Here is a 26,270-nt window from a genome sequence, read left to right as displayed (position 1 = left end):
CAAAAAATATTATAATTTTTCAATTATTAATTATTTTAATTTTGAATTTAAAAACACAAAAGATAAATTTATCCAATCATTCAAAAATGAGGTTTATTATGAAAAAAGCAAATAAAGCAGTTACATCATTGGGGATAGCAACTGGTATTACCGGAGCTGGAGCTATTGCATCTGTAGGTACTGTATTGTCATTGCATAACAATTACACAAATTCTCCTAAGCAAACATATTTTTTTGTGGAATTGAAAAATCAAGTTGATAAAACAACAGCTCAATTAAAAAAACTTTCAAAATCAGAGAAGAATAACAAAGAAATTAAAGACCTTTATTTAGAGGTTGATTATGCCAATCAACTTCTTGCAAATGAAAATTCAAGCATCGCAAAAATGCTTCAACAAAGAAACAAACTAAGGCACTCTTCGCCTAAGGCACTGCTTAATGTTGCTAAAGACTCGGACGAAGAAAAAAATCTTTTAGAAGAATATTATTCTTTGATTAAAGATGTTGATTTTCAAAGTTCAATTAAAAACGCAAAAGAAAAAGTACTTAGCCAACTTTCCACACCAAATAAACAAGATGCTCTTAAAGCTTTTTATGAAGTTGTTGATCCGCTTATTGAGCAACAAAATGACTTTTCAATTGGTCTTGAAACCAAAATTTGAAATAATCATGAGCAATTAATTAAAAATATCACAACTAAATTTAGTTCTCAAGAAAAAAGTGCTTTATTTTCTACTATTGATCAAATCTTAAATTTACTAAATCAACCTCAGTATTCAAGAGATGCCTTGGTTGAATATGAAAAAGTTTATGATCAAATGATTGCTAAACTTTCAAAAGATAAAGAAAAATCTAATAAATCATTAAATAATTTTCTTGAAAATGTCATTAAAGTTCGTAATGAGGTTATTGATTTAAAAGCTAATGAATCATTAAAAAACAATTTTCTTGATCGAATCGATAATTATAAAAATCAAGCTTTAAGCCCAACTCCAACCTTAGCTCTTGATAAAGACAAAGAAATTAGTTATTTAAATGATTTAGTTAATAATCAACTTCAAACAATTATTAAAGAAACCCCTGATACAAATAAGTTGTTGCAAACTTTATCATCAAGTTTAAATAATCTTAAATCCATTTCAAATGATTCGCAAATTCAAAAATTAGTTAATTTACAAATTCAAAAGATTCAAAATAACCCTAAAGAAACTCAGGGCGATATTTTAAATAGTATTGTTCAAGCTACAAATTTAGTTTCAAGTGTTAAAAATATTGAAAATTTAATTAACTCTATTAAAAGTCAAATTGGACAATATTTAAATAATAAAACTCTTAGCAATATTGATGCTGATTCTTTTAGTGATTCATTAAGTAGCATTATTAATTCTGATTTTGATAATATTGATCAATACTTAGAAAAACTCAATTCATTACATAATGATATTTATGATAATGATTTATTAGCTTCGCTATTTCGAAACTCGTTATCAAAATTAAATGAACAAGTTTTAGATTCTCTTATTAAAGGATTTAATATCGATAAAAAAAGTTTATCTGAAATTAATCTTGAAATTAATAAGTTACTTGATTCAAATCCATCCGTTAAACAATTAAATGAAGCACTATGAATTCAAAGTAATAAGCTAAGAGAAATTAATCGAATCGAACTAAAAAATTGATACGATTTTGCTCAATCTTTTATTACTGTTGATGATGATAATTTAATTGCTATTGATATAAAAAATCAACTAAAATTTTTAAATAAGCAAGCTGAAACTTTAATTCCGATAAATTCCACTGCCATTAGAGAAGATTTACAAAGATTAATTAAGCTTTATCAAGAAGCTCGTGCAAAAATTCACATTAGTGAAGGATATGAAAAGGCTTTATTGCAATTTACTCAAACAAAGAATTCAATATCTAAAGTTTTTGCCAATGAAAATAAAGAAATTAATTCACCATTTGGTCAAAATTTGTTTAATCAAGCCCAAGAATTAAGAAAGCAAAGTCAAATTACAACTCAAAACCCAACTTTAACTAACAAACAAAAAGAAGCAAAATTCAAAGAAATTTCTAATTCACTTAATAACTTAGCAATAACTTCAGTAAATTGAAAACAATTAGAAAATTTAGTAACCTTGGGAGATGAAACCCTTGATTCTTCAAAAGACAAAAAAGCTGAACAGGCTTATTTAGAAAGTGAAATTTTAAAAATTAAAGCAGCTAAAAATAGTATTTTAAGGACTCTAAATAATGCAGCAAATGTAAATAATTTAGATGATCTTATTGATCAAATTACTCAAGCTATTAGAGATTACAAAGATAAACAAGCTGAATATCAAAGCACCAAAGCTCCATTAGAAAATACTAAAGAAATTAATGATACTTTCGCTCCTTATTCAGTAAATGGGAATCCAACTCAAATGCAAAAGAAAATTCTTGATAAGTTAGCTCAATATCAAGAACAATTAGCCCTAACTACTTTAAGCAACACTCAAAGAGAACAAACCAATCAACAAATTGCTCAATTAATGGATACGTTACAATCTGCTAAAGATTTAGAGGTTAAAAACAATACTTTAAAAGCATTAGTTAAAGATACCGAGCATAATGATTATTCAAATTTTGCTCCAACAAGCGAATTTAATAAAGCTAAACAAATTAATAATGAAGTTGATTCTTTTATTGAGACTTTGTTTAATCCAAACTTTGATAAAAATCAAATTAATGCTAAAATTGTGGAACTTAATAATTCGCACGAAGCTTTATCACTTGCTATTTCAGTTGCATTATTGAAAAAAACTAATAAAGAAATTCAAGATAATAAAGTTTCAGACCCTAATTTAATGAACAAAGGGCCTTATTTAGATATTAATACTTCAATTGAAAGTATTAATACTGAAACTAATAATTTAATTGATAGCCCAACCAAAACTCAAGTTCAAGTTGATGAATTAAATAATCAAATTAAAAATTATTTAAAATTAGCACAAGCCTTAAAATTAAGTGCTACATTATTAGCTCAAGTTGATGAAAGTAATAGCTCAATTGCATACACTACATTAGTAAATGCAATTACTAACAAACCTTTAAGCGGAAATAGAAATGAACCAATTAATTCATTAATTAAATTTGGCGATTCACTATCAGTTATTGATTTTAAAACTCGGATTTTAAAAGATGAAATTGCCAAAACCCAAAGTCGAATTGAAGCTCAAAATCATCTTAAAACCTTGCAAAACGTTTATACATCAAGCGAACGAAATCGTGCTATTTTTGATCATGCAATTAGTGTTTATGATGTCAAAACCCAAAGTTACGAAGAGCAAATTGGACAATTTTATAACTCAAAAGGTAATTTAGTTGCCTTACGGGATGAAATTGATTTTTATATTCAAAATGCAACTGATCAAAAAAATGAGATTGAAAAGGCTTGAGACGCAGCTTTAAGTTTAAAAAATAGCAAAAAAACTGAATATGATGGTCAAAAAAATGCTGATGGATTAAGAACTACCACTCATACAGATAAAGTTTTTGCTGATTTTGACTCTTTAAAAGACGCAGCTAATACTAACGGGAAAAAGACAACCTTAACAGCTCAACTACTTGCTAAACTTAATGAACTTCCTCTTGCATATGCAAAAGATGCATTTATGCAAGATTCAAGTAATTTAGCTGATAAATTAAACCCATTTAGTAGTTATTCAAGTGAAATTCAAAATGCTTATAGCAATTCATGAAAAGGAATTATAAGCAATTGAATTAATGCTTTAAAAACCACTGTTAATAATTACACTCAAACATCAGATTTAGTTAAAATTAAGCAAGATTACCAAAAACTTTCGGCTCTAAATTCCTTAATTACACAATTTAAGGTTGTTTTTGATTATTTTGGAAAAAATTCACAAAGTAACCCAAATCAAAGTAACCTTCAAGTATTAACTAATCAGCGTCCAAATAATACGCTTTTTGCTCAATTAAATAACAAAACTCCATATCAAGGAACTGATAATGACTTATACACAAAAACTCCTGAAAGTATTTTGAATTTAAGAAACCAAATTAGAGATGTTTATTTTGATAATGTTTCTCTTGAAGAAGCTAAAGCAAGCGAACTTGAAAAAATTAAGAATTATTTAGCTGAAGTGGATGGAAAATTAAACGCTCAAAACAATCATATCGATTCAAGTTTAAAAACTCAAATTGATACTAAGATAAATAATTTAATTACTCAAACTAACGCAGTTCAACATAGAAATGAGCTAATTAATATTGATAATTTGCTTGGAGAAGTTCAATTTAAAGAAAATAATTTAAAACAATTAGCAATTACCACCAAACAAGCAGAAAATTTAGTAAGTGCAAACCCAAATATACCTTCTGATCAAGTTGGAAAACAAAGTATTATTAATGATATTTCAAATATTTATAATGCTTATAAAAATTCTTATTTATCGCTTAATTCTTTAGAATTAATCTCTAAAGAACAAAATTTACAAGAACAAATGGCTTTATTTAATAAATTTGTTCAAGTATATAGTTTAGTTCAAAGTGAAAAAACAAAAATCCCAATGTTATATCACCAAGGAACTGGAGCTCAAGGAACTCCACAAGAAGGTAAAACTAAATTTGAAACATATTTTAATAATTTAACAACAATATTAAATACAACTCCAATTACTCAAACAAAATTATTTAATGTTGAAAATACCGTTAATTCCTTAAATAATTTAATTTCAATTCAAAATGAAAAATTAAATACTCAAAATCAAGTTTTAAGTGATCATACTGATAATTACAATAATTTTGAATATAAAACTGGAATGCATGCCAATTATGGATTTGATACTGATGCTCAAAAACTAGCTGATATTATTTTGAAAAGCATTCCTGATACTGCAAAAACTGCTAGTGAAATTAGTACTGTATTAATTCCAAATTTGGTTAATGAGTTTCAAAATCAATACGATTTATACTTAGCTCGTAAAAATTCTCTTGAACTTTTATATAAAAATACTCCAACTGATAAAGGAATTAAAACCAAAGAAGTTGAAATACTTTATCAAACTGGAACTAATCACGTTGATTCAGAATTTAATGATTTAAAAACTAAAGCTGATGAATTTTTCCATACTCAAGCTCAAACAATTAGTAACGCTACTAGCAAAGCTCAAATGGATCAAGCTATTAGAAACGCAGTGGAAATAGATGTATTTTTTGATAAATACAAACAAATTGCTCATTTAATTACTCAAGCTAATGCTAAAATTAATTCATTAACTACCTTGGATTCAAGCGTTCAAAATCATGCTAATGTTACTGCTTCAAAAACCAAGTTACAAGAGCAAATAAATATTGGTTTATCAAATTATTACACTTCTAAAGACAACGTTGCACTAGATCGTAATATTTTACTTCTTGATACATATACAGCACGTTTAACATTAGCTATTACAATAGCTAAAGTCCAAAAAGATTTAAATGATTTTAATTCTAATCCAGGAAATGCTGAGTATCTAAGCGTTGATGCTAAAGCTCCTTTATTAGCCATTATTAATGAGTCATTTAATGAGTTAGCTAATAATTCTAATTTGGAAACTAAAGAAGATTATAATCGTTTAGAGGAAAAGTATATTACTGGTTCTACAGATAATTCATATACTATTGCATTTATCAATTCACAAATTCTGCAAGCAAATATTTATAAAGCTCAACAATATTTCAATACTTATAAAAATCATCAAAACACTAATTCAAATTATGAACCACAAGATATTCAAGTCCTTTACACTCAATTAGAAGCAAAAATAACTGAAGCTACCATCATTTTAAAAGCAAATCCACATAATGAAGCTGAAAAAATTAGAATTTCTTCGGAAATATACAATTCTCATAGTGGAGTACTTGATCAAATTTTAAAAGCTGAAACTGAAAAAGCCAAAAGAGATTTTGCCTTACATTTATCACTAAGTAAATATATTGATAATCACTTTCCTAATGCAAATAATTCTCCACTTTTAGCTGATTATAAATCAGTTGCTTTAGACCCACTTGAAAGTATTGATATCTCAAGTGCAAGCAAATTAGAAACTTTTAATGAAAATTTAATTAATGCTCACGAAAAATACATTAACCAAAGAGTAGCAATTTTCAAGTGACAAGCTCACAGATATGCTTCATATAAAAATAAATTTAATGACTTTTACACTTTGTTAAATTCTCAAAACACCAATGGAGCAAGTCAAAGTTTTATTTTTGAAACAACCGGAATTACTCAAGATGATTTAAATGCATTTGGAGAAGCAATTAATCCAACAGCAGCTGATACCTTACATACAAATGCTCAAAGTTATGCTCTAAAAGCAAGTGAAAGTGACGCAAATATTAAAACATTCCTTGCTCAAAATAATGCTGATGATATTATTAATAACCTTACTAATGTAGCTGATGAATTCTTTAATTATTATCAAAATCTCATTTCAATTAAATCAATTCCTTCAATTTTGATTAAAATTAGCAACTTATCTCGTATTAAAGAACAATTAACCGATCTAAGTTCAACTGAAAATGTTCGTAAAGCCCTTATAGATACTCATTTACAAACAACTGAGTTAGAAACTAAAATTAATGACTTTTTAAGCGAAATTAATGTTTTAACAATCGATTCTCAAAGTGATATAAAAAATGAAATTGATGAATCAAATGTTTCATTTACTACCGATACTCCAGCAAATATTACTATTCAAAGACAAACGTATTTTGATAAGTATAAAAATATTGTTGTTGCACTAGCTAAAGCTAAAGAAAAATTGCTTAATTTAGTTTTTGGAAGCAATAATACTGATCAAAATACTTTACAAAAATTGCTAAATAAATTTCTTACAGGACTTTCAGGATTTGAAGGAAGAGCTAATTTAAATAATTTGTTAAAATATCTTGCTTCAAGTGATCAAGCAAACCCAAATATTGCTCCTGACCAAGATAAATTTACTTTAGTTAAAAGTGAATATAGCAAACTCGTAACACCTTCATTAACAAGTATTACAGAGTTAAATAATCTTACTCCAAGCACCGCAAGCGATATTGACATCTTTAGCACTATTACCAACGGATTTGACTTAGCTTATAAATTATTTAAATGAACAACCGATCCAAATAATACCAATTTATTTTTTGAGTATTTAACTCAAAAAAATGGTGGGAAATTCAATTATGAAGATATTATCGCAAAAACAAGCACTACATTAGAATCCTTTAAAAACACTCTTCAAGGAACTAGTGTTCATGAAGAAGATATTACTATTGATGGAGTTGCTTACAAGGCTAAAAAAATTAATTCTTATATTAATGCTCAAGGAGAAGGAATAATTGGAAATTTATTTGAAAAATTTAATATTTTAAAAGGAAATGATTCAATTTTTAATACTAATAACGTTGAAGTTTTTGCTTATAAATCATCCACTGACCCAAACGCTGAGTATGTTCAATCTCGTTTAACAGCTGATCCAAAAATTCGAAGAGGATTTATTCAACTGTACTTTAGATTTACCGAACCTAATTCAGTAAACGATAATAATAGTGCCTTTAGTAACGCTCATAGTTTTGGGGTTAAATTTGAAAATATCGGAATTAACTTCAAAACAATTGATACCTTTAGCATTACTAAAGACAATATTTCTGATGAAGATCATTTAAATGCTCCATTATTTACTGCTGAAGAAGCTGGATGAAATAACTTAGAAGCTCCAGCAAGAATATTTAGTGCCTTTAATAAATATTCTTTAGTTAAAGCCATTCAAAATAATACTTATTTTTATTCTGAGGATATTACCGAAAATATTGATGCACCACCTTCAACCACCACTACTTCTTCACCTTATTTTAGAATTAAAGTTAAATTAACAGGAACTTATAAAGGTTACACACAGGTAGGAAATCAAATTTTTTGAAGAACACTAAATCCTAATTTTGTTTCAGATGAAGGGTTGCAATATCAAAATAAAACTGATTATTCAAGAAAACTTATTGGAACTGCTGATCAACAAACTTACGATTGAGTTAATCAATATCAATATAAATACAACGCAAGCACAGATCAAGGGAAAAATTTATTATTTCTTCCATTTGTTATCGGAATTCCAATGACAAATGGAAATGCTGATGGTACAGTATTAATGGTAATTACTTGACAAATTTTAAATAGATTTGATAAAAATCTAACATCAAATCCTCAAAATATAACTCTTGGAGGAACACCAGATGTTTTAAGGCACGTTTTCTTCTTTAGACGTTCAAACTCAGGAAAAAATAATAACGCAACTAGAAATGATACAAATTTCTATCATTATGTTATGAACAAAATTGGATACAGAGATTTAGAAGGACTATCTTTTAAAGCTTTAAATAAAAAAAGAAGCCAAAATGGTTCTCGTTTATGACCTGTTGATGGATTAATTCAAACAATTGAAAATATTTCGGGAAAAGATAAAGGAATTGGAGAAAGTGACTTTACAAATGCTATTGGATCAAATGGATTCTTTAACATTAAGTTTAAAGTTCATTAACAAGGAGTAATTATGTTTAAAATCAAAAATAAAAAACTAGCAAAAGCCTTAATTATATCATCAGCAACAGTGACTGCAGCTGCTGTTGGTTTGGGAGTTACTTTATACGCAATTCACTCTAATGAAGATGTTAATTTATCAACAGTTTATGGTAATTTTCTTCAAGGCGAAAACTTATTTAAAATTTATTCTCCTTATATTGAAACACCGCAAGAACAAAAAGATAAAATTACTCAAGCCTATCAAGAAGCTAAAAACCAATGAAAAGATCCAAATAAAAAACTTCGCCAAAAGTTAGATGCTTTAGATTTAGCACAAGAAAAAGCCTTTAATTTCTATATTAATCATCTAAATAATTTAAATCTTAAAGATGAAGAACCATCAACATTTTGAAATAAAATTATTTCCAATCAAGAAGATCGGATTCGCGAACTTGATTTAAAAGATGCTTTAACTCAACGCAAAAAAGACCAAAGTATTAAGTTTTTTGAAAACTTACATAATACTAATAATTCCCAAAAAAGTGAGTATTTAACGAATTTATCACAAGAAATTACTAAATTAGTTAAACAGCAAAATGATGCTTTAACTCCATATATTGTTCTTCTTGAAGGAACTGCGAATATGCTTGATGTTCTTCCTTTTGAAGGACTCAAAAAAGATACCACTTCATCCCTTAGTCATTTATATTCTCGAATTATTAGCACTGATGTTCGTTTAAATGAAATTCAAATTGCTTCTCAAGATACTAGTAGTGAAGTTGAAAAACTGCAACTTATTCTTAATGACTCGCAAAATGAAATTAACGAAATTAATGAATACTTAAAACAAATTCAACCTTATGTTCATAACTCTGCATATAATGCAACAGAAAAACAAAACATCCAAAAGTTTTTAGATTCAGCTAAAATTAATCTTAATTTAGCCCTAACTAAAGCAAATATTAACCAAATTCGCAACAGTGTAGTGACTTTTTATGAACAAATTTCCGATAGTCAAAAAACAGTAGCAGAAATTCAGCAAGTAATTAAAGATTTATCTGCTTATGTAAATAATTTTAATTCAACGCTAAGTTTTAATAAAGATACTCTTAATTTGTTAATTTTACAAGTAGCATCAATTAATGATAAGCAAAAACTTATATCAGCTAAAAATAATTTATTTAGTGATTTTTACTCATTAAAATTTGCAAACTCATTAATTGAAGAATTGACCACTAAAACTAATGAAGCTCTAGAAAATCGTATTATCAGCAAAACCAAAGCCACTTTAATTAATTCACAACTTCAATCTATTGTTAATAGAAATTTACCAGTAAAACAATTAGTTGATCAGTTATTTGCTTTTTATAGCACTCAAATTAAAGAACTTGAAGATTTAAGTTACTTAAATAGCGAATTACAACTAATTCAAAGCCAAATTACTGAAGTTAAAAACTTTAAATTTACCAGTGAAGATATCCAAAATCAGCTTAATGAATTAAATAATCAAGTTATTAAAACTTATTCAACTAATATTTCAACTGCTTATTTAAAAACAGTAAAAAATAAACTTAATGAAACTTTTAGAAATATTTTAAAGAGCAATTTAAAAGAATTGATCCCTTTATTAGAACATGAAGTTAAAATTCTTAAGACATTAAATACCCAAAATAATAAAACAATCATTGAAGAAGCAAACAAATTAAATGAACAATCCCTACCAATAACTGAGGATTTTAATCCAATTCCTTCTGTTGAAATTATTAAGCAAATAAAAATTTATGAAACAAAGCTTCAAAATTTAATTAACGCAAATAAGCAAACTCATGCTGAAGTTTTTTCATCTTTTACTGATGATTATTTAAAAGTAGTCTTTTCAAATAATGATGATACTTATGTACCAACTAAAAATGAACAAAAACGAATTGACTTATATAACAAATATAAACAAAATTTAGATCAAATTCGTAATAAAGTTAACTCTGGAAGTGGAGATGATAAACTAGAAGCAGAAATTTTAGATCTTGATCAAAAACTAAAAAATTTAACTAATACAGCTAATGACTTTCGTAAATTATCACTTCTTGATAAAGAAGCCTTAGCTACTTTAGATGAGAAAAAAGCTAGTCCTAATGCAAATGTATTTAAACCCTATATTAACGCTCTTGAACAAGCTCATGCACAATTACAGGGACTTTTTGAAAATCCAAATGCAACTACTAAGCAAATTATTGCTGCTCAAAATAAACTAGAAAAAGCAATTAAGGATCTAAATGAAGCGGATTTGAAAATTTTATTAAGTCAAAAAATAGCACAATTAAAAACCAGCATTGACACAAATTATCAAAGCGATCTTTCTTCTCAAGGAGCTAAAAATTTACTAAAAAACTACAATTTGCTTTTAGCTGATTCTTCAAATAATTTAACTCCTCAAGAACAAAGAGATGCAATTTTAAAAGCAAATCAATTAATTAACACCACTCCATTTTTATATGAGTTAGAAATTAATAAAAAACGTTTACTTACAATTATTGGAGAACACACTTCTGCACCATATACAGCAAATAAAACTAATCAAACAATAACTACAGCTCAAAGAGAAATTAAATCTGCTGATGAGTTAGTGGCTCGTTTAAATGATTTAAAAAATATTCCAAATGAGCAATCATTTGAAAATAAAAAAGATGAGCTATTTAAGCGAGGGAATGAAATTTTACTTGCTTATGAGCAAGATAAAATTGAAAAAATTAACAATCACATTCAAGCAACTAAAAAAACTCAAGCAAACCCAGCTAATAATAATTATGTTACAACTCTTGGAGCAGTCAATAATTATGCTTTAGTACAAAAATCTCAGCTTAATTATCCAAAAGCTCTTCTTGCTGCAGAAAAGATGGACCTACTAAAAAATCTAGCTGATCTTTCTTCGCAATTGCTTGATTTATATACTTTATACAATCAAGGAGCAACTAAAGTCTTATCAGATTATATCGAAACATTACTTGGTAATAATGATTTATCAGTAAGTGATGAAAAAGATCAAATTAGCTTAAAAATTGAGACTTTAAGTAAAGCTAAGGAAGTTATTGAAGCTAAAAAAGAATTTCTTGAAGTTGAGCAAAAATTAAATTCGATCTTAGAAGAAAATAAAGATTGAAAAATTTATGCATCATTAAAAAGAGATATTAGCTTAGTTGAACAAGAAAGCAATTCACTTATTTATAATAATGAATTATCTGTTGCACAAATTGAGATTCAAAAAGCTCAATTTGAAGCTAAAATTAAACAATACAAAACCACTAAAAAAGATCTTTTAGATGCATTTAATCAAGCAATTACTAAAGCAGATGCTAAAGAAACATTTTTAAATAATAATGCTACAAAATTGCAAAGTACCAATGCGGGATATTCTTTTGAAACTTATTTTAGTGCTGTTAAAAATGAATATAACAAAGCTAAGGGAGCAAATCAAAAAAACATTGTTGATACTAATGATATTAATAATTTTGCAATTAAACTTGAAATTGGTTACCAAAAAGATTTAGCTTTAAATAAATTAAGTGATCTCCAAACCATTGCTTCTTCTAATACTTTTGGAAGTAGTGATTTACACACAAAAATTAAAAAATCTTTTGAGTTATTTAAAAATAGCACTACGAATAATTTAATTTCAAATAGTTTAACTTTAGATGGTGTAAATGAAATTAATAAAAAGATCGTTGCATTTGATAAATTATTTAATTTACAAAAACGAATTGCTGATTATGTAACTAAAAACATCACTCAAAGCAATCAACAAAGTACTTCAATTGAGACTCTAAAAGCTGATGCTGAAATTTCACTGGTTGTTTCATCAGATTCTTCAAACGAAATTCAAGAAAAACATACCTCATTATATAAAACTTATCTTAAAGAAGTTGAAATCCAAGAAATTCGTGAAAATATTCTTGCTACTTTAGAAAATAATGATTTAACTGCTGGTTCATATGGAATTGTCAAATTATTAAGTAATGCTCTTGGAGCTACTTATGATACTGATATTGAAACTAAATTAAACACTTTTGTTAATAAAGTTAAAACAGAAGCAACTACCATTACTTCAAAAGAAACATTAGTTACTTTACTAAATAAAGTTAACATTATCAAAGATGAAGTTCCGTCACTAGCTCAACTAGCTATTAGTGTAAATGAAGCTAAAAGTACATTAGGTTCATTACAAAATTCAAGTTCAAGTTTAGTAAACACATATTCGCAAAAGCTCAATGAATTTATTACCCAAGCAAAAGAAAACTACTTTAAAGATAAGCCAAATAATGAAGAAAATAATATTGCTTTTTATACTCAATTAAGCGATAAAATTACTTTTACTAAAGAAAAATCAAGCAATTCTGATCAACTTGCAACTAAATTATTTGAAATTAAAACATTAATTAATAATTCTACTTTTAATTTACAGAGTTTAAATGGAACATCAGGACTTGATAAACTTAGCAAAATTAATGCTTATTTAGATAGTTTTGAGCAAGCTGCAAATAATAATCAATACAATCAAGAGGCTATTAATCAAATTGAAATTTTAACTCAAAAAGCTAACTTGTTTAAAAATATTATTCAAACCGATCAAGATGTATTAACTTTCACCAATACATTATTGGCTAATAATTCTTCAAGTTCAGCTCATGATTTAAATGATGCTCTTTCACTAGTTTGAGATAGTATCCCACAAAATGAAACTTATTCAAACTCTTCACTTGGAAAAGATACTCAAAATGAGTATTTAGTTAATGATTTATTTAACTTAAATCCTCAAAGTGGTAAAAGTGTTAATCAATATCAGACTTTAACTAATAAAATTATCCAAGAAATTAATCTTAAATTATCTTCAATTGAAGCTAAAAGTAATTATCGTAATGAAACAAATGAGAAAATTATTCTTTTAAAAAGAACTTCATTTACTCCACTTGTTCATGATAAACTTAAAAATGATTTAACTGCTTTTTTAGATACTTTAGAAAATCAAAATAACACTCAAAATACACTTACAATTTCTCCAAACGAAAATGGTGAGTTAAACACCATTCGAAATAAAGTAAATATAATTCAAAGCAATATAGATAATCTTAAAACTTTAGCTCAAAAAGCTTATGAGTTAAATGCATACAATAATATCATTATCAGCAACGAACCGCTAGTTATTGATGCAAAAAATCAAGCTAAAGAATTAATTAATCAAGCTAATGGATATTATAATGATGCTGCTAAAATGGCTCTTACAGATGATAATTCAATTAATAATCTTATTGAGAAATTGACCAATATGCATTTTAAATTGAATTTACTAAATAAATATGATGCAGTTAAAACTAAATTTGATAATGATTTTACTTTAACTACAGATGAAAAAACAGTAATTCAAAATAAATTAAATCAATTTACCAACTCATATAATACAGCAAATGCTAATTTGCAATCATTATTTAACACTTACTTTAGAGATGTAAAAGATATTCAACCAGGTGAAGGACAAGGAGCTAAAAATTCATTAATTGATTATGTTCTTAATAATGCTATTAATTTACAAAGGCAATACAATCAAGCTCTTGGTTTTATTGCTTTACAAGATTCAAATTTAGATAGTGCTGCAGTACAAACAATTTTTAATCAAATTAATAGTGCAATCAGCGGAGCATCTGGAGTACTTGCTACTTTAACTAATAATGATAATAATGAAGAAACTAAAATTCAACTCTTAAACACAATTAAAGCAAATATTAATCAATTAATCAATGCCAAAAAAGATCAATTAACACAACAAAAAAATGCTAATGATCAAATTAAAAGGTTCTTTGACACCACTAGTGCTAGCATTAATCCTAATAGTTCCCAAAGTACATATGTTGATAATTTTGTTACAAAAGGAATTAATGATTTAGACACTGCAATTCAAAGTAAAGATTCTTTATCATATTCAAAAGTCAATGTGTATTTAAGTAATGCTAAAGAAGTGGCTAATTTACAAATTTTTGCTTTATATTCCAAAACTGTTAATATTTTAGAAAATATTCAAAGTACAGTTTTAGATTATGTTAATGATTTTGCTCCAAGCAAAACAATTGTTCGTGCGGCTTCACATTTAGATAATTCTTTATATCAAAATATTGTGACTTTAAAAGATTCAATTGATACTGCTTTACAACTTGATTTTAGTAATGTTAATGATTATGAACAAAAAATTAGCTCATTAGTAAATATTATTAATGGAAATTATCGTGATATTTTAAATAATTTTTCAAATTCACTCAAAGCAAAATTTGCTGAAAAATTTGAAGCTCAGCAAGGAAATAGTCAAGGTGGATTTTATGTTAAATTAATTAGTCAATTTGATGCTTTAAAAGTCAATATAAATGGTAAAAGTTACAATTTATTTAAAGACAACAATATCGAAGAACTCGAAAATCAATACGATACTTTTAAAAATCAATACGAAAGTGTCAATAACATTTATCAAACCTTACAAAATAAAAATGATTCTGGATCACTAGCTAATTTCGCAATTTTAGTTGATAAACTTAACCACAGTTTTTTAGAATTAGAACAAGCAATTAAAGATACAGTGAGTCAAACATTAAGTAAAAACCCTCTTGAAACAGTATTTGCTGATTTATATTCAAATATTAAGTATCAAACTAATTCATCAGATACTGATGATATTAAAAATTCTTTTAAAAGTTTTAAACAATCAATTGAAAGTATGTCTAATAATATTCGTGCGGATAATAATTTTGATTTTAGCACCCTAAATAAAAATAATGATCTTAATTTGAATTTAGCTAATTTAGTTAAAAAAATCAATGAATATAATAATTGAATTAAGCAAGAATCAAATAAAGTCTTATTATTAAAACAACTTGAAGATGATCCAAATAAAACCAATCCACTTCAACCAATTGAAAGTGGATTAGACACAACTTTTGATAAAAAATACAAAGTTATTATTGCTAAAAATGAAATTACACGCAAGAAATTTGTTAATACTATTAATTCTTTAGTTACTGCTAATGCAACTGCAAACACTTCACAAATGCTCGAAATTGATAATAATGACCAATTTCTTGATATGTTTGAGCAATTTGCTTACACTGATAAAGACATCAAAGATACTAGTGACCTTAAATCAATTTTTTCACCTTTAAAATTAAAAGTGTATCTTAAAAAATACTCTCCTAATGGTTGATTTAACTTGGTAACTCAAACCCAAGATGAAGTTGATCGTCAATCACTTAAAGCTAAAATTGTGTATTCATATGAATCAAATAACACTAATATTGGAGAGTTAAAAATTGAAAAAGAGGTAGTAATTACATTTAAAACTTTAGATACTATTGCTATTCCAAATGAAACATCAAGTATCTTTATCAATAACAATCAAGCTGGAATTAATGCTAAAGTCGAAGTTATTGATGTTGATGATGCTGGATGAAATATTCCGCAAGTAGCTAATGCAAATGCAAGTAATGCTACTCAAGTTAAAAATGATGTCATTACTAAAGTGTATAACAAAATGAAAGCGGCGATTTTTGATTTAAATACTCAAAATTCGAATTTTTCTTCAAGCATTATCACACCAAACAACACTTATTTGACTAACTTAAATTCTTCAACTAATCCAAGCTTACAAAATGTTCGTTATTCAACTGAAACAAGTTCAAATAATACTACCACCAATCGTTTAAGTGCTTATTTGGATAAAAATAACCGTAATATACAAAGAAAGTATGGATTTGATTTTGAAAATCAGCTTGCTATTCCAATTACTTATAATGTATCATTAACTTCAAATAAAGATTTTGAGATTTTAAATATTATCCCTAAAGATAATGATAAAGGATTTGCATTTTTACAATTAAACGGAGGATTTATTACTGGATTACCAGGTTATGGTGGAAATAGTGGATCTGGACAACCCGGAACATATGAGGAGATTTTTGTTCATCGACAAGCAGGACATGCTAATATTTACAATGATGCACATTTTTGATATAAAACACCTCCAAATCGCTTACCAACTGGATTAAATTTAAATTTATATAACTTCAATATTGATTATGATGTAGTGACTAGAAAAGTTTATTTTTATAATTCATGAACCGAAAATACTTTATTTGTCTTTAATAAAGGTAGTCTAAAGCAAAATTTAGATAATTATAAAACTAATAGTTCATTAAAAAATTCCGATCAAATGCTTTTAACTGAATTTTCAGGTCATTTTGGAAGAAATGTGGTTAATTATCAACCAAAACCTATAGAATTAGCTGAAGCATTTTCTATTTTCGCTTCCTTTGATAGTAAAATTTTTAGACCTAATATATCACCTAATAATTGATTACCAACAACTAAAGATGATGCTTTTGGTGGATTTCCAGTATTCCCAATTAATGGTGGACAAAGTACTGTTTATAGAACTAATCCAACTAATCCAAATTCAGCTATTTTAAGACCGCTACCGCCTAAAGATTGACAATCATCTGGAAATCAGCTTAACAAAGCAACAGCTCGAAACTCCTTAACTTCAGCTTTAGTTAATGAATTTTGATTTAAAATTCGTTAAATTAAAATAAGACAGGAAAAGAAGTAAATACAAAAATTAGAAAATTCAGCTAATTTAGTAGTTTATTTTTTAAAACTCCTGTCTTTTTATTTGTTTTTAAAGAAAAATTACTCAAAAACTATTTAAAAAAGACTTTTATGAGTTTTTTTCGATATTTTCAATTTTATTTGATAAAGCTAATTTTGTAAATGGCACTATTAAAAATAAATTATTTGAAATCAATATCTCTCTCTTAAAATTATTTTAGTAACTATTTTAATGCTCCAAGCTTAATTTAAGTTTCATTTAGAAAAATTGATATTATCTGTAGATGCAAAAATTATCCAATTTTAGATACTTATAATGTTATGAAAAATAAGATTTTATTACATTGGAAATTAAGGCAAATTGAAAAGAATTTTACAATGTTTATAAAAACTTTGTTGATACAGATCTTTTCCGACAATGAGTGAATTCTTGAAATAAATTTTGATATGAAACCAAAATTATGGGTTTCATATCATTTTTTAATTCAGTTTAGTTTTTTTATTTTTTAGATTCAATATTTATTAAAATATTGTAATATTTAAATTGTTAATTAATTTATCTTCAATTTAGAAATGCAAAAGATAAATTTATCCAATCATTCAAAAATGAGGTTTATTATGAAAAAAACAAATAAAGTACTTAAAAAATTAGGAATAGCAACTGGTATTACCGGAGCAGGTGCAATTGCATCTTTAGGTGCTATATTGTCATTGCATAGTAATCACAGAAATTTTACTAAGCAAACATATTTTTTTATGGAATTAAAAAACGAAGTTGATAAAACAATTTCTCAGTTAAAAGATCTTTCAAATTCAGATCAAAACAATAAAGAGATTAAGGATCTTTATTTAGAAGTAGATTATGCAAATCAACTTCTTGCAAATGAAAATTCAAGCATCGCAACAATGCTTCAACAAAGAAACAAACTAAGGCACTCTACGCCTAAGGCACTCTACGCCTAAGGCACTACTTAATGTTGCTAAAGACTCCCACGAACAAAGAAATCTTTTAGAACAATACTATTCTTTAGTTAAAGATGTTGATTTTCAAAACTCTGTTAAAAAGTCTAAAGAAAAAGTAATTAGCCAACTTTTTACACCAAATAAGCAAGATGCTCTTAAAGCTTTTTATCAAATTGTTGATCCGCTCATAGATCAACAAAATGATTTTTCAATTGGTCTTGAAACTAAAATTTGGACCAATCATGAGCAACTCATTAAAAATAGCACAAATAAATTTAGTTCCCAAGAAAAAAGTTCTTTACTTTCTACTATTGATCAAATCTTAAATTTACTTAATCAACCTCAATATTCAAGAGATGCATTAGTTGAATATGAAAGAGTTTACGATCAAATGATTGATAAACTCTCAACAGATAAAGAAAAATTCAATAAATCATTAAATAATTTTCTTGAAAATGTCATTAAAGTTCGTAATGAAGTTATTGATTTAAAAGCTGATGAATCACTAAAAAAGAATTTTTTAAATAGAATTGATAATTATAAAAATCAAGCTTTAAGTCCTTCACCACGTTTAGCTATAAATAAAGATAAAGAAATTAGTTATTTAAATGACTTAGTTAATAATCAGCTTAAAACAATTATTAGAGAAACCCCTAACACAAATAAGTTGTTAGAAAATTTATCAGTAAGTTTAAATAATCTCAAATCCATTTCAAATGATCCGCAAATTCAAAAATTAGTTAATTTACAAATTCAAAAGATTCAAAATAGCCGTAAAGAAACTCAGGGCGATGTTTTAAATAGCATTGTTCAAGCGACAAATTTAGTTTCAAGTGTTAAAAATATTGAAAATTTAATTAGTTCTATTAAAAGTAAAATAGGGCAATATTTAAACGAAAAAACCCTTAGCGGAGTTGACGCTGAGTCTTTTAGTGATTCATTAAGTACCATTATTAATTCTGATTTTGATAATATTGATCAATACTTAGAAAAACTTAATTCATTACACAATAATATTTATGATAATGTTTTATTAGCTTCGCTATTTCGAAACTCGTTATCAAAATTAAATGAGCAAGTTTTAGATTCGCTTAATAAAGGTTTTAATATTGATAAAAAAAGTTTATCTGAAATTAATCTTGAAATTAATAAGTTACTTAATTCAAATCCATCAGTTAAACAATTAAATGAAGCTTTATGGATTAAGTCAAATCAATTAAGAGAAATTAATCGAACCGAACTTAAAAACTGATATGATTTTGCTCAATCTTTTACTAGTGATAATAATTTAATTGCTAGTGATATTAAAAACCAATTAAATTTTTTAAACAAGCAAGCCCAAACTTTAATTCCAACTAATTCAGCTGCTATTAGAGAAGATTTACAAAGATTAATTAAACTTTATCAAGAAACTCGTAAAAAAATTCATATTAGCAAAGAATACGAAAAATCTTTATTACAACAAACCCAAACAAAGAATTCAATAATTAATATTTTTGCTAATGAAAATGGAGAAATTAATTCACCATTTGGTAAAAAATTATTTAATCAAATTCAAGACTTTAGAAAACAAAGTCAATTCACAACTCAAAATCCGTCTTTAACTAATGAACAAAAAGAGTCAAAATTTAAGGAAATTTATAATGGACTTAATAATTTAGAAAAAACTTCGGAATATTGAAAAAAATTAGAGAAATTAGTAACTTTAGGGGATCAAACTCTTGATTCTTCAAAAAATAAAAAATCTGAGCAAGCTTATTTAGAAAGTGAAATTTTAAAAATTAAAGAAGCTAAAAATAATATTTTAAGTGCTTTAGATAATGCTATAAATGTAAATAATTTAGGCGATCTTACTCAACAAATTACTCAAGCTATCATAAATTATAAAGATAAACAAATTTACTATCAAATTAATAAAGCCCCATTAGAAAATATTAAGGAAATTAATCAAACTTTTGCTCCTTATTCATTAAACGGTACTCCAACTACAATGCAAAAGAAACTTCTTGATAAGTTAACTGAGTATCAAAAACAATTGAGTTCAACTACTTTAAGTGATACCGAAAGAAAAGAGGCTAATGAAAAAATTACTCAATTAATGGATTCGCTTCAATTAGTCAAAGATCTTGAAGTTAAAAATAACACTTTAAAAGCATTAGTTGGCAATGAAAATTCTGATTCTAATTTTGCTCAGACAAGCGAATTTAGTAAAGCTAAAAAACTTAATACTGAATTTGATTCTTTTATTAACACTTTGTTTAATTCTAATTTTGATAAAAACCAAATCAAAGCAAAAATTGAGGAAATTAATAATTCTCATAAAGCTTTATCACTTGCTATTTCAGTTGCTTCATTACAAAAAACTAATCAAGAAATTCAAGATAATAAAGTTTCAGATTCAAATTTAATGAATAAAGAACCTTATTTATATATTAATGCTTCAATTGAAAGTATTAATACAGTAACACAAAATTTAATAAATGATAATAACAAAAACCAAGCTCAAGTTGATGAACTTGAAAATAACATTAAAAACTATTTAAAATTAGCTAAAACTCTTAAAGCTAGTGCGGATAAATTACAAAAACTTAATCAAAATGATAATCCAATTGCTTATGAAGCATTACGTAAGGCTCTTTTAGATAAACCAAATAGTGGTACTGCAAATGAACCCACTAATACTTTAATTCATTTTGGAGATAGTATTAGTGTAATTGATTTTAAAACTCATATTTTAACAGATGAAATTGATAAAATTGAAAATCGTATTCAAGCTGAAAATCATCTAAAAAAATTGCAAAATATTTATACATCAAGCGACCGAAATTCCGCTATTTTTGATCACGCGATTAGTTCTTATGATAGCAAAATCCAAAATTACAAAGAGCAAATTGAGCTATTTTATATCCCAAAAGCAACCTTGGTAACCTTGCAAGATGAAATTGATTTTTACATTAAAAATGCAACTAGTCAAAAAAATGAGATTCAAAATGCTTGAGACGCAGCTCTAAATTTAAAAAATAGTAAAAAAACTGAATATGATAATCAAAAAAATGCTGATGGATTAACAATTACTAATCATATAGATAAAGTTTTTGCTGATTTTAATACTTTAAAAGATGCTACTGATAATAGTGGAAAAAAGACTACTTTGACAGATCAACTAATTGCTAAATTAGATGAACTTCCACTTGCTTATGCAAAGGATAAATTTCTTCAATCTTCAGTTAATTTAATTAATAAGCTAGATCCATTTAATAGTTATTCTGAAGAAATTAAAAATACTTATAGTAATTCATGAAAAGATATTATAAGTAATTGAATTGATGCTTTAAAAACCACTGTTAATAATTACAATCAAACATCAGATTTAGCTAAAATTAAAAGAGATTACCAAAAACTTTCGGCTCTAAATTCCTTAATTACACAATTTAAGGTTGTTTTTGATTATTTTGGAAAAAATTCAAAAACTAACAAAAATCAAACTAACTTACAAGCATTAACTTCTGAAAAACCAAATAACAATCTCTTTATCCAACTGAATAACAAAATTCCATATCAAGGAACTGGTAATATTTTATATGAAAAAACTCCTGAAAGTATTTTTGATTTAGCAAATCAAATTAGAGATGCTTATTTTGATAATGTTTCGATTAACGATGCAAAAGAAACTCAATCTCAAAAAATTACAAACTATAAAACTGATATTGATGCTAAACTTGATGCTTTAAATGCTAATAATAATCACATTGATACAAATCTAAAAACTCAAATTAATTCTAAATTACAAGAACTTTTAAGCAAAATAAATTCTGTTAATAATAAAAATGAATTAATTAGTATTGACAATTTACTTGGAGAATTCCAATTTAAAGAAAATAATTTAAAAGAATTAGCAATTCTTACTAAGCAAGCTGAAAATTTAGTAAATTCAAATACAAGTATACCTACTGATCAAAGTGGGAAGCAAAGCATAATTACTGCTATTTCAAATATTTATAATGGATATAAAAATTCTTATTTATCGCTCAGTTCCTCAGAATTAATCTCAAAAGAACAAAATTTACAAGAACAAATGGTTTTATTTAATAAATTTGTCCAAGTATACGATCTAATTAAAAGTGAAAAAAGTAAAATTCCAACTCAATACGTTGCAGGAACCGCTGATAAAGATAATGATCAATCAGTTAAAACTAAATTCGAAGCATATTTTGATCATTTAACAACAATGTTAAATAGCACTCCAATTACTCAAGTAAAATTATTTAACATTAAAAATACTATCAATTCTTTAAATGATTTAATTTCAATTCAAAAAGAAAAGCTAAATATTCAAAATCAAGTTTTAAATGATAATTCATATAAAAATTTTACCTATAAAAATGCAACAAACTTTAATTATGGATTTGAAAATGATGCTCAAAAACTAGCTGATATTATTTTAAAAAGTATTCCTGATACTACAAAAAATGCCACCGAAATTAGCACTACATTAATTCCGACTTTAGTTAGTGAGTTTCAAAATCAATATGATTTATATTTAGCTCGCAAAAAAGCTCTTAATCTTTTATATAGCAATACTGCAACTGATAAAGGAATTAAAGTTAAAGAAGTTGAAACACTTTATCAAAGTGGCAACCAAAATATTGAATCACAATTTACGAAATTAAAAGATAAAGCTGATGAATTTTTCCACACTCAAGCTCAAGCAATTAGTAGCGCTACTGATAAAACTCAAATTGATCAAGCAATTAGCAATGCAGTTGAAATTGATGCTTTCTTTGATAAATACAAGCAAATAGCTCAGTTAATTACCCAAGCTAATGCTAAAATTACTTCATTAAATAGCTTAGATTCAATTATTCAAAGTAACGTTAATGTTACTGTTTCAAAAACTATGTTACAAGCACAAATAGATACTGGTTTGTCAAATTATTACACTCTAAAAGATAACATTCAACTTGATCGTAATATTTTAATGCTTGATACATATGTAGCTCGCTTAAATTTAGCTATTTCAATAGCTAAAATTCAAAAAGATTTAAATAATTTTAACTCCACTCCAGGAAATGCTGAATATCTAACTAGTGATGCTAAAGCTCCTTTACTAGAAATTCTTAATAAACCATTTGCTGAGTTAAATAAAAATTCTAATTTGGAAACTAAGGATGATTATGATCGCTTATTAGAAAAATATATTACTGGTTCAACGGATAATTCATATACTATTGCATTTATTAACTCACAAATTTTGCAAGCAAATATTTACAAAGCGCAACAATATTTGGATACTTATAAAAAACATCATAACACTAATCCAAATTATGAACCTCGAGATATTCAAGACCTTTACACTCAATTAGAAGCAAAAATAACTGAAGCTACCACCATTTTAAGAGCAAATCCACATAATGAAGCTCAAAAACTTAAAATTGCTTCGGAGATTTACAATTCTCACAGTGGAGTGCTTGATCAGATTATAAAAGCAAAAACTCAAAAAGCTAAAAGAGATTTATCGCTACATTTATCGCTTGACAAATATATTGATAACCATTTTCCCAATGTAAATAATTCTCCACGGATAAGCGATTTTAAATCAGTTGCTCTAGATCCGCTTGAAAATATTGATATTTCCAGTCCAACTAAATTAGAAACCTTTAATACTAATTTGATTAGCGCTCATGAAAAGTATATCCAGCAACAAGTAGTAGTTTTTAAATGAGAAGCTCATAGATACAATTCATATAAAAATAAATTCAATGAGTTTTATACTTTATTGAACTCTCAAAACACCAATGGAGTAAGTCAAAGTTTTATTTTTGAAACAACCGGAATTACTCAAGCGGATTTAATTGCGTTTGGAAAAGCAATTAATCCAACTGCTGCTGATACACTTCATACCAAAGCTAAAGAATACGCAAATAAAGCAAATCAAAGTGAAGATGATCTTAAAAAATGAATTAAAAATATTAGTGGAAATGAACCAATTGAAACTTTAACAAAGGTAGCTGATGAATTTGTTAATTATTATCAAAATCTCATTTCAATTAAATCAATTCCTTCAATTTTAATTAAAATTAGCAATCTAACACGTATTAAAGAACAATTAAGTGATACTAGTTCATCTGAAAATGTGCGTAAAGTTCTAAAAGATACTCATTTACAAACAGATGATTTAGAAACTAAAATTAATGACTTTTTAAGTGAAATGAATGGATTAATAAGCGTTGCTCAAAGTGATATAAAAAATGAAATTGATGAATCAAATGTTTTATTTACTACTGATACTCCAGCAAATATTACCACTGAGAGACAAACATACTTTAATAATTATAAAAATATTGTTGTTGCATTATCTAAAGCCAAAGAAAAATTGCTTAATTTAGTTTTTGGAAACAGTGATGCTGATCAAAATACTTTACAAAAAGCCTTATCGAAATTCCTTACAGGGGTTTCAGACTATGAGGGAAGAGCAAATTTAAATAATTTGTTAAAATATCTTGCTTCAAGTACTCAAGCTAAGCCTAATATTGCTCCAGAACAAGATAAATTCACTTTAGTTAAAAGCGAATATAACAAGCTTGTAACTCCTTCATTAGAAAGTATCGAAGAATTAAATAATCTCACAGCAAATTCAGCTAGTGATGTTGATATCTTTAGTGCTATTACTAAAGGATTTGACTTAGCTTACAAATTATTTAACTGAACTACCGATCCAAATAACATTAATTTATTTTTTGAGTATTTAACTCAAAAAAGTGACGGAAAATTCAATTATGAAGATATTATTGCAAAAGCAAGTACCACATTGGTAGCCTTTAAAAAAATTCTTCAAGAAAATAGTATTAATGAAGAAAATATTACTATTGATGGCATTACTTATAAAGCGAAAAAATTAAATTCTTCATTTGATGCAAACGGTGGTGGATTATTAGGAGATTTATTTGATAAATTCAATATTTTAAAAGGAAATGATTTAGTTTTTAATACTAATAATATTGAAGTGTTTGCTTATAAATCATCTACTGATCCAAATGCTGAGTATGTGCAATCTCACTTAACAGATGATCCAAAAATTCGAAGAGGATTTATTGATCTTTACTTTAGGTTTACTGAACCTACTTCAGTAAATAACTCAAATAGTGCCTTTAGCAATGTTCATAGTTTTGGAGTTAAATTTGAAAATGTCGGAATAAACTTTAAAACAATTGATACTTTTAGTATTACCAAAGACAATATTTCTGATGAAGCTCATTTAAATGAAACACTTTTTACAGCTGAAGAAGCTGGGTGAAATAATTTGGAAGCACCATCACGTTTAGTTAGTGCTTTTAATAAATATTCTTTAGTTAAAGGAATTCAAAATAATACTTATTTTTATTCTGAAGATATTACCGAAGATATTGATGCAGATCCTTCAAAAAACACTACTTCTTCACCTGATTTTAGAATTAAAGTTAAATTAACTAATGCTTATAAAGGATACACCCAAGTTGGAAATCAAATTTTTTGAAGAACACTAAATCCTAATTTTGCTTCTGATGAAGGAGTTCAATATCAAAATGTGGCAGATCATTCTAGAAAATACATTGGATCAAAAGAACAAACTCAATACGATTGAGCAAATCAATATCAATATAAATATAACGCAAATACAGATAAAGGAAAAATTTTATTATTTCTCCCTTTTGTAATTGGAATTCCTATGCAGAAAGATAACAATGAAGGAAAAGTATTAATGGTAATCACTTGACAAATTTTAAATAGATTTGACAAAAATCAAACATCTAATTCTCAAAATATAACTCTTGGAGGAAACAATGATGTTTTAAGACACGTTTTCTTCTTTAAGCGTTCATCTAGAGGAAAAAGTGATAATAAAACTAAACAAGATCAAAATTTCTTTAGATATGTCATGAGTAAAATTGGATATAGAGATTTAGAAGGATTATCTTTTAAAGCTTTAAATGAAAAAAGAAGAAAAGGTGGTTCTCGTTTATGGTCTGCTGATAATTTAATTGAGACAATTGAAAATATTTCAGGAAAAAACAAAGGAATTGGAGAAAGTGACTTTATAAATGCTATTGGACAAAACGGATTCTTTAACATTAAATTTAAAGTTCATTAA

The 26,270-nt window shown here is 26.3% G+C and carries 4 protein-coding genes; all 4 read left to right on the top strand.

Going from position 1 to position 26,270, the window contains the following annotated elements:
* The first annotated feature begins 98 nt into the window (after positions 1-98).
* The 4 genes from EXC58_RS00965 (at position 99) to EXC58_RS00950 (ending at position 26,270) form a co-directional block, all read left to right on the top strand.
* Positions 99-8,564, top strand: a complete 8,466-nt coding sequence (locus EXC58_RS00965) for a coiled-coil domain-containing protein (RefSeq protein WP_129725203.1) — start codon at positions 99-101, stop codon at positions 8,562-8,564.
* Between the two features lie 12 nt (positions 8,565-8,576).
* Positions 8,577-17,153, top strand: a complete 8,577-nt coding sequence (locus EXC58_RS00960; RefSeq protein WP_129725202.1) for a coiled-coil domain-containing protein — start codon at positions 8,577-8,579, stop codon at positions 17,151-17,153.
* 644 nt (positions 17,154-17,797) lie between these two features.
* Entirely contained in the window at positions 17,798-18,142 is a 345-nt protein-coding gene (locus EXC58_RS00955) for a hypothetical protein (protein WP_129725201.1), read from the top strand.
* Positions 18,143-18,533: 391 nt separating this feature from the next.
* On the top strand, positions 18,534-26,270 hold the full coding sequence (locus EXC58_RS00950; protein ID WP_129725200.1) for a rhoptry family protein: 7,737 nt from the start codon (positions 18,534-18,536) through the stop codon (positions 26,268-26,270).

Origin of the sequence: Mycoplasmopsis citelli, assembly GCF_900660645.1 — a bacterium.
GTDB classification, from domain to species: Bacteria; Bacillota_I; Bacilli_A; order Mycoplasmatales; family Metamycoplasmataceae; genus Mycoplasmopsis; species Mycoplasmopsis citelli.
Note: the sequence above shows the minus strand (reverse complement) of the source record. Positions and strands in the feature narration are given on the sequence as shown.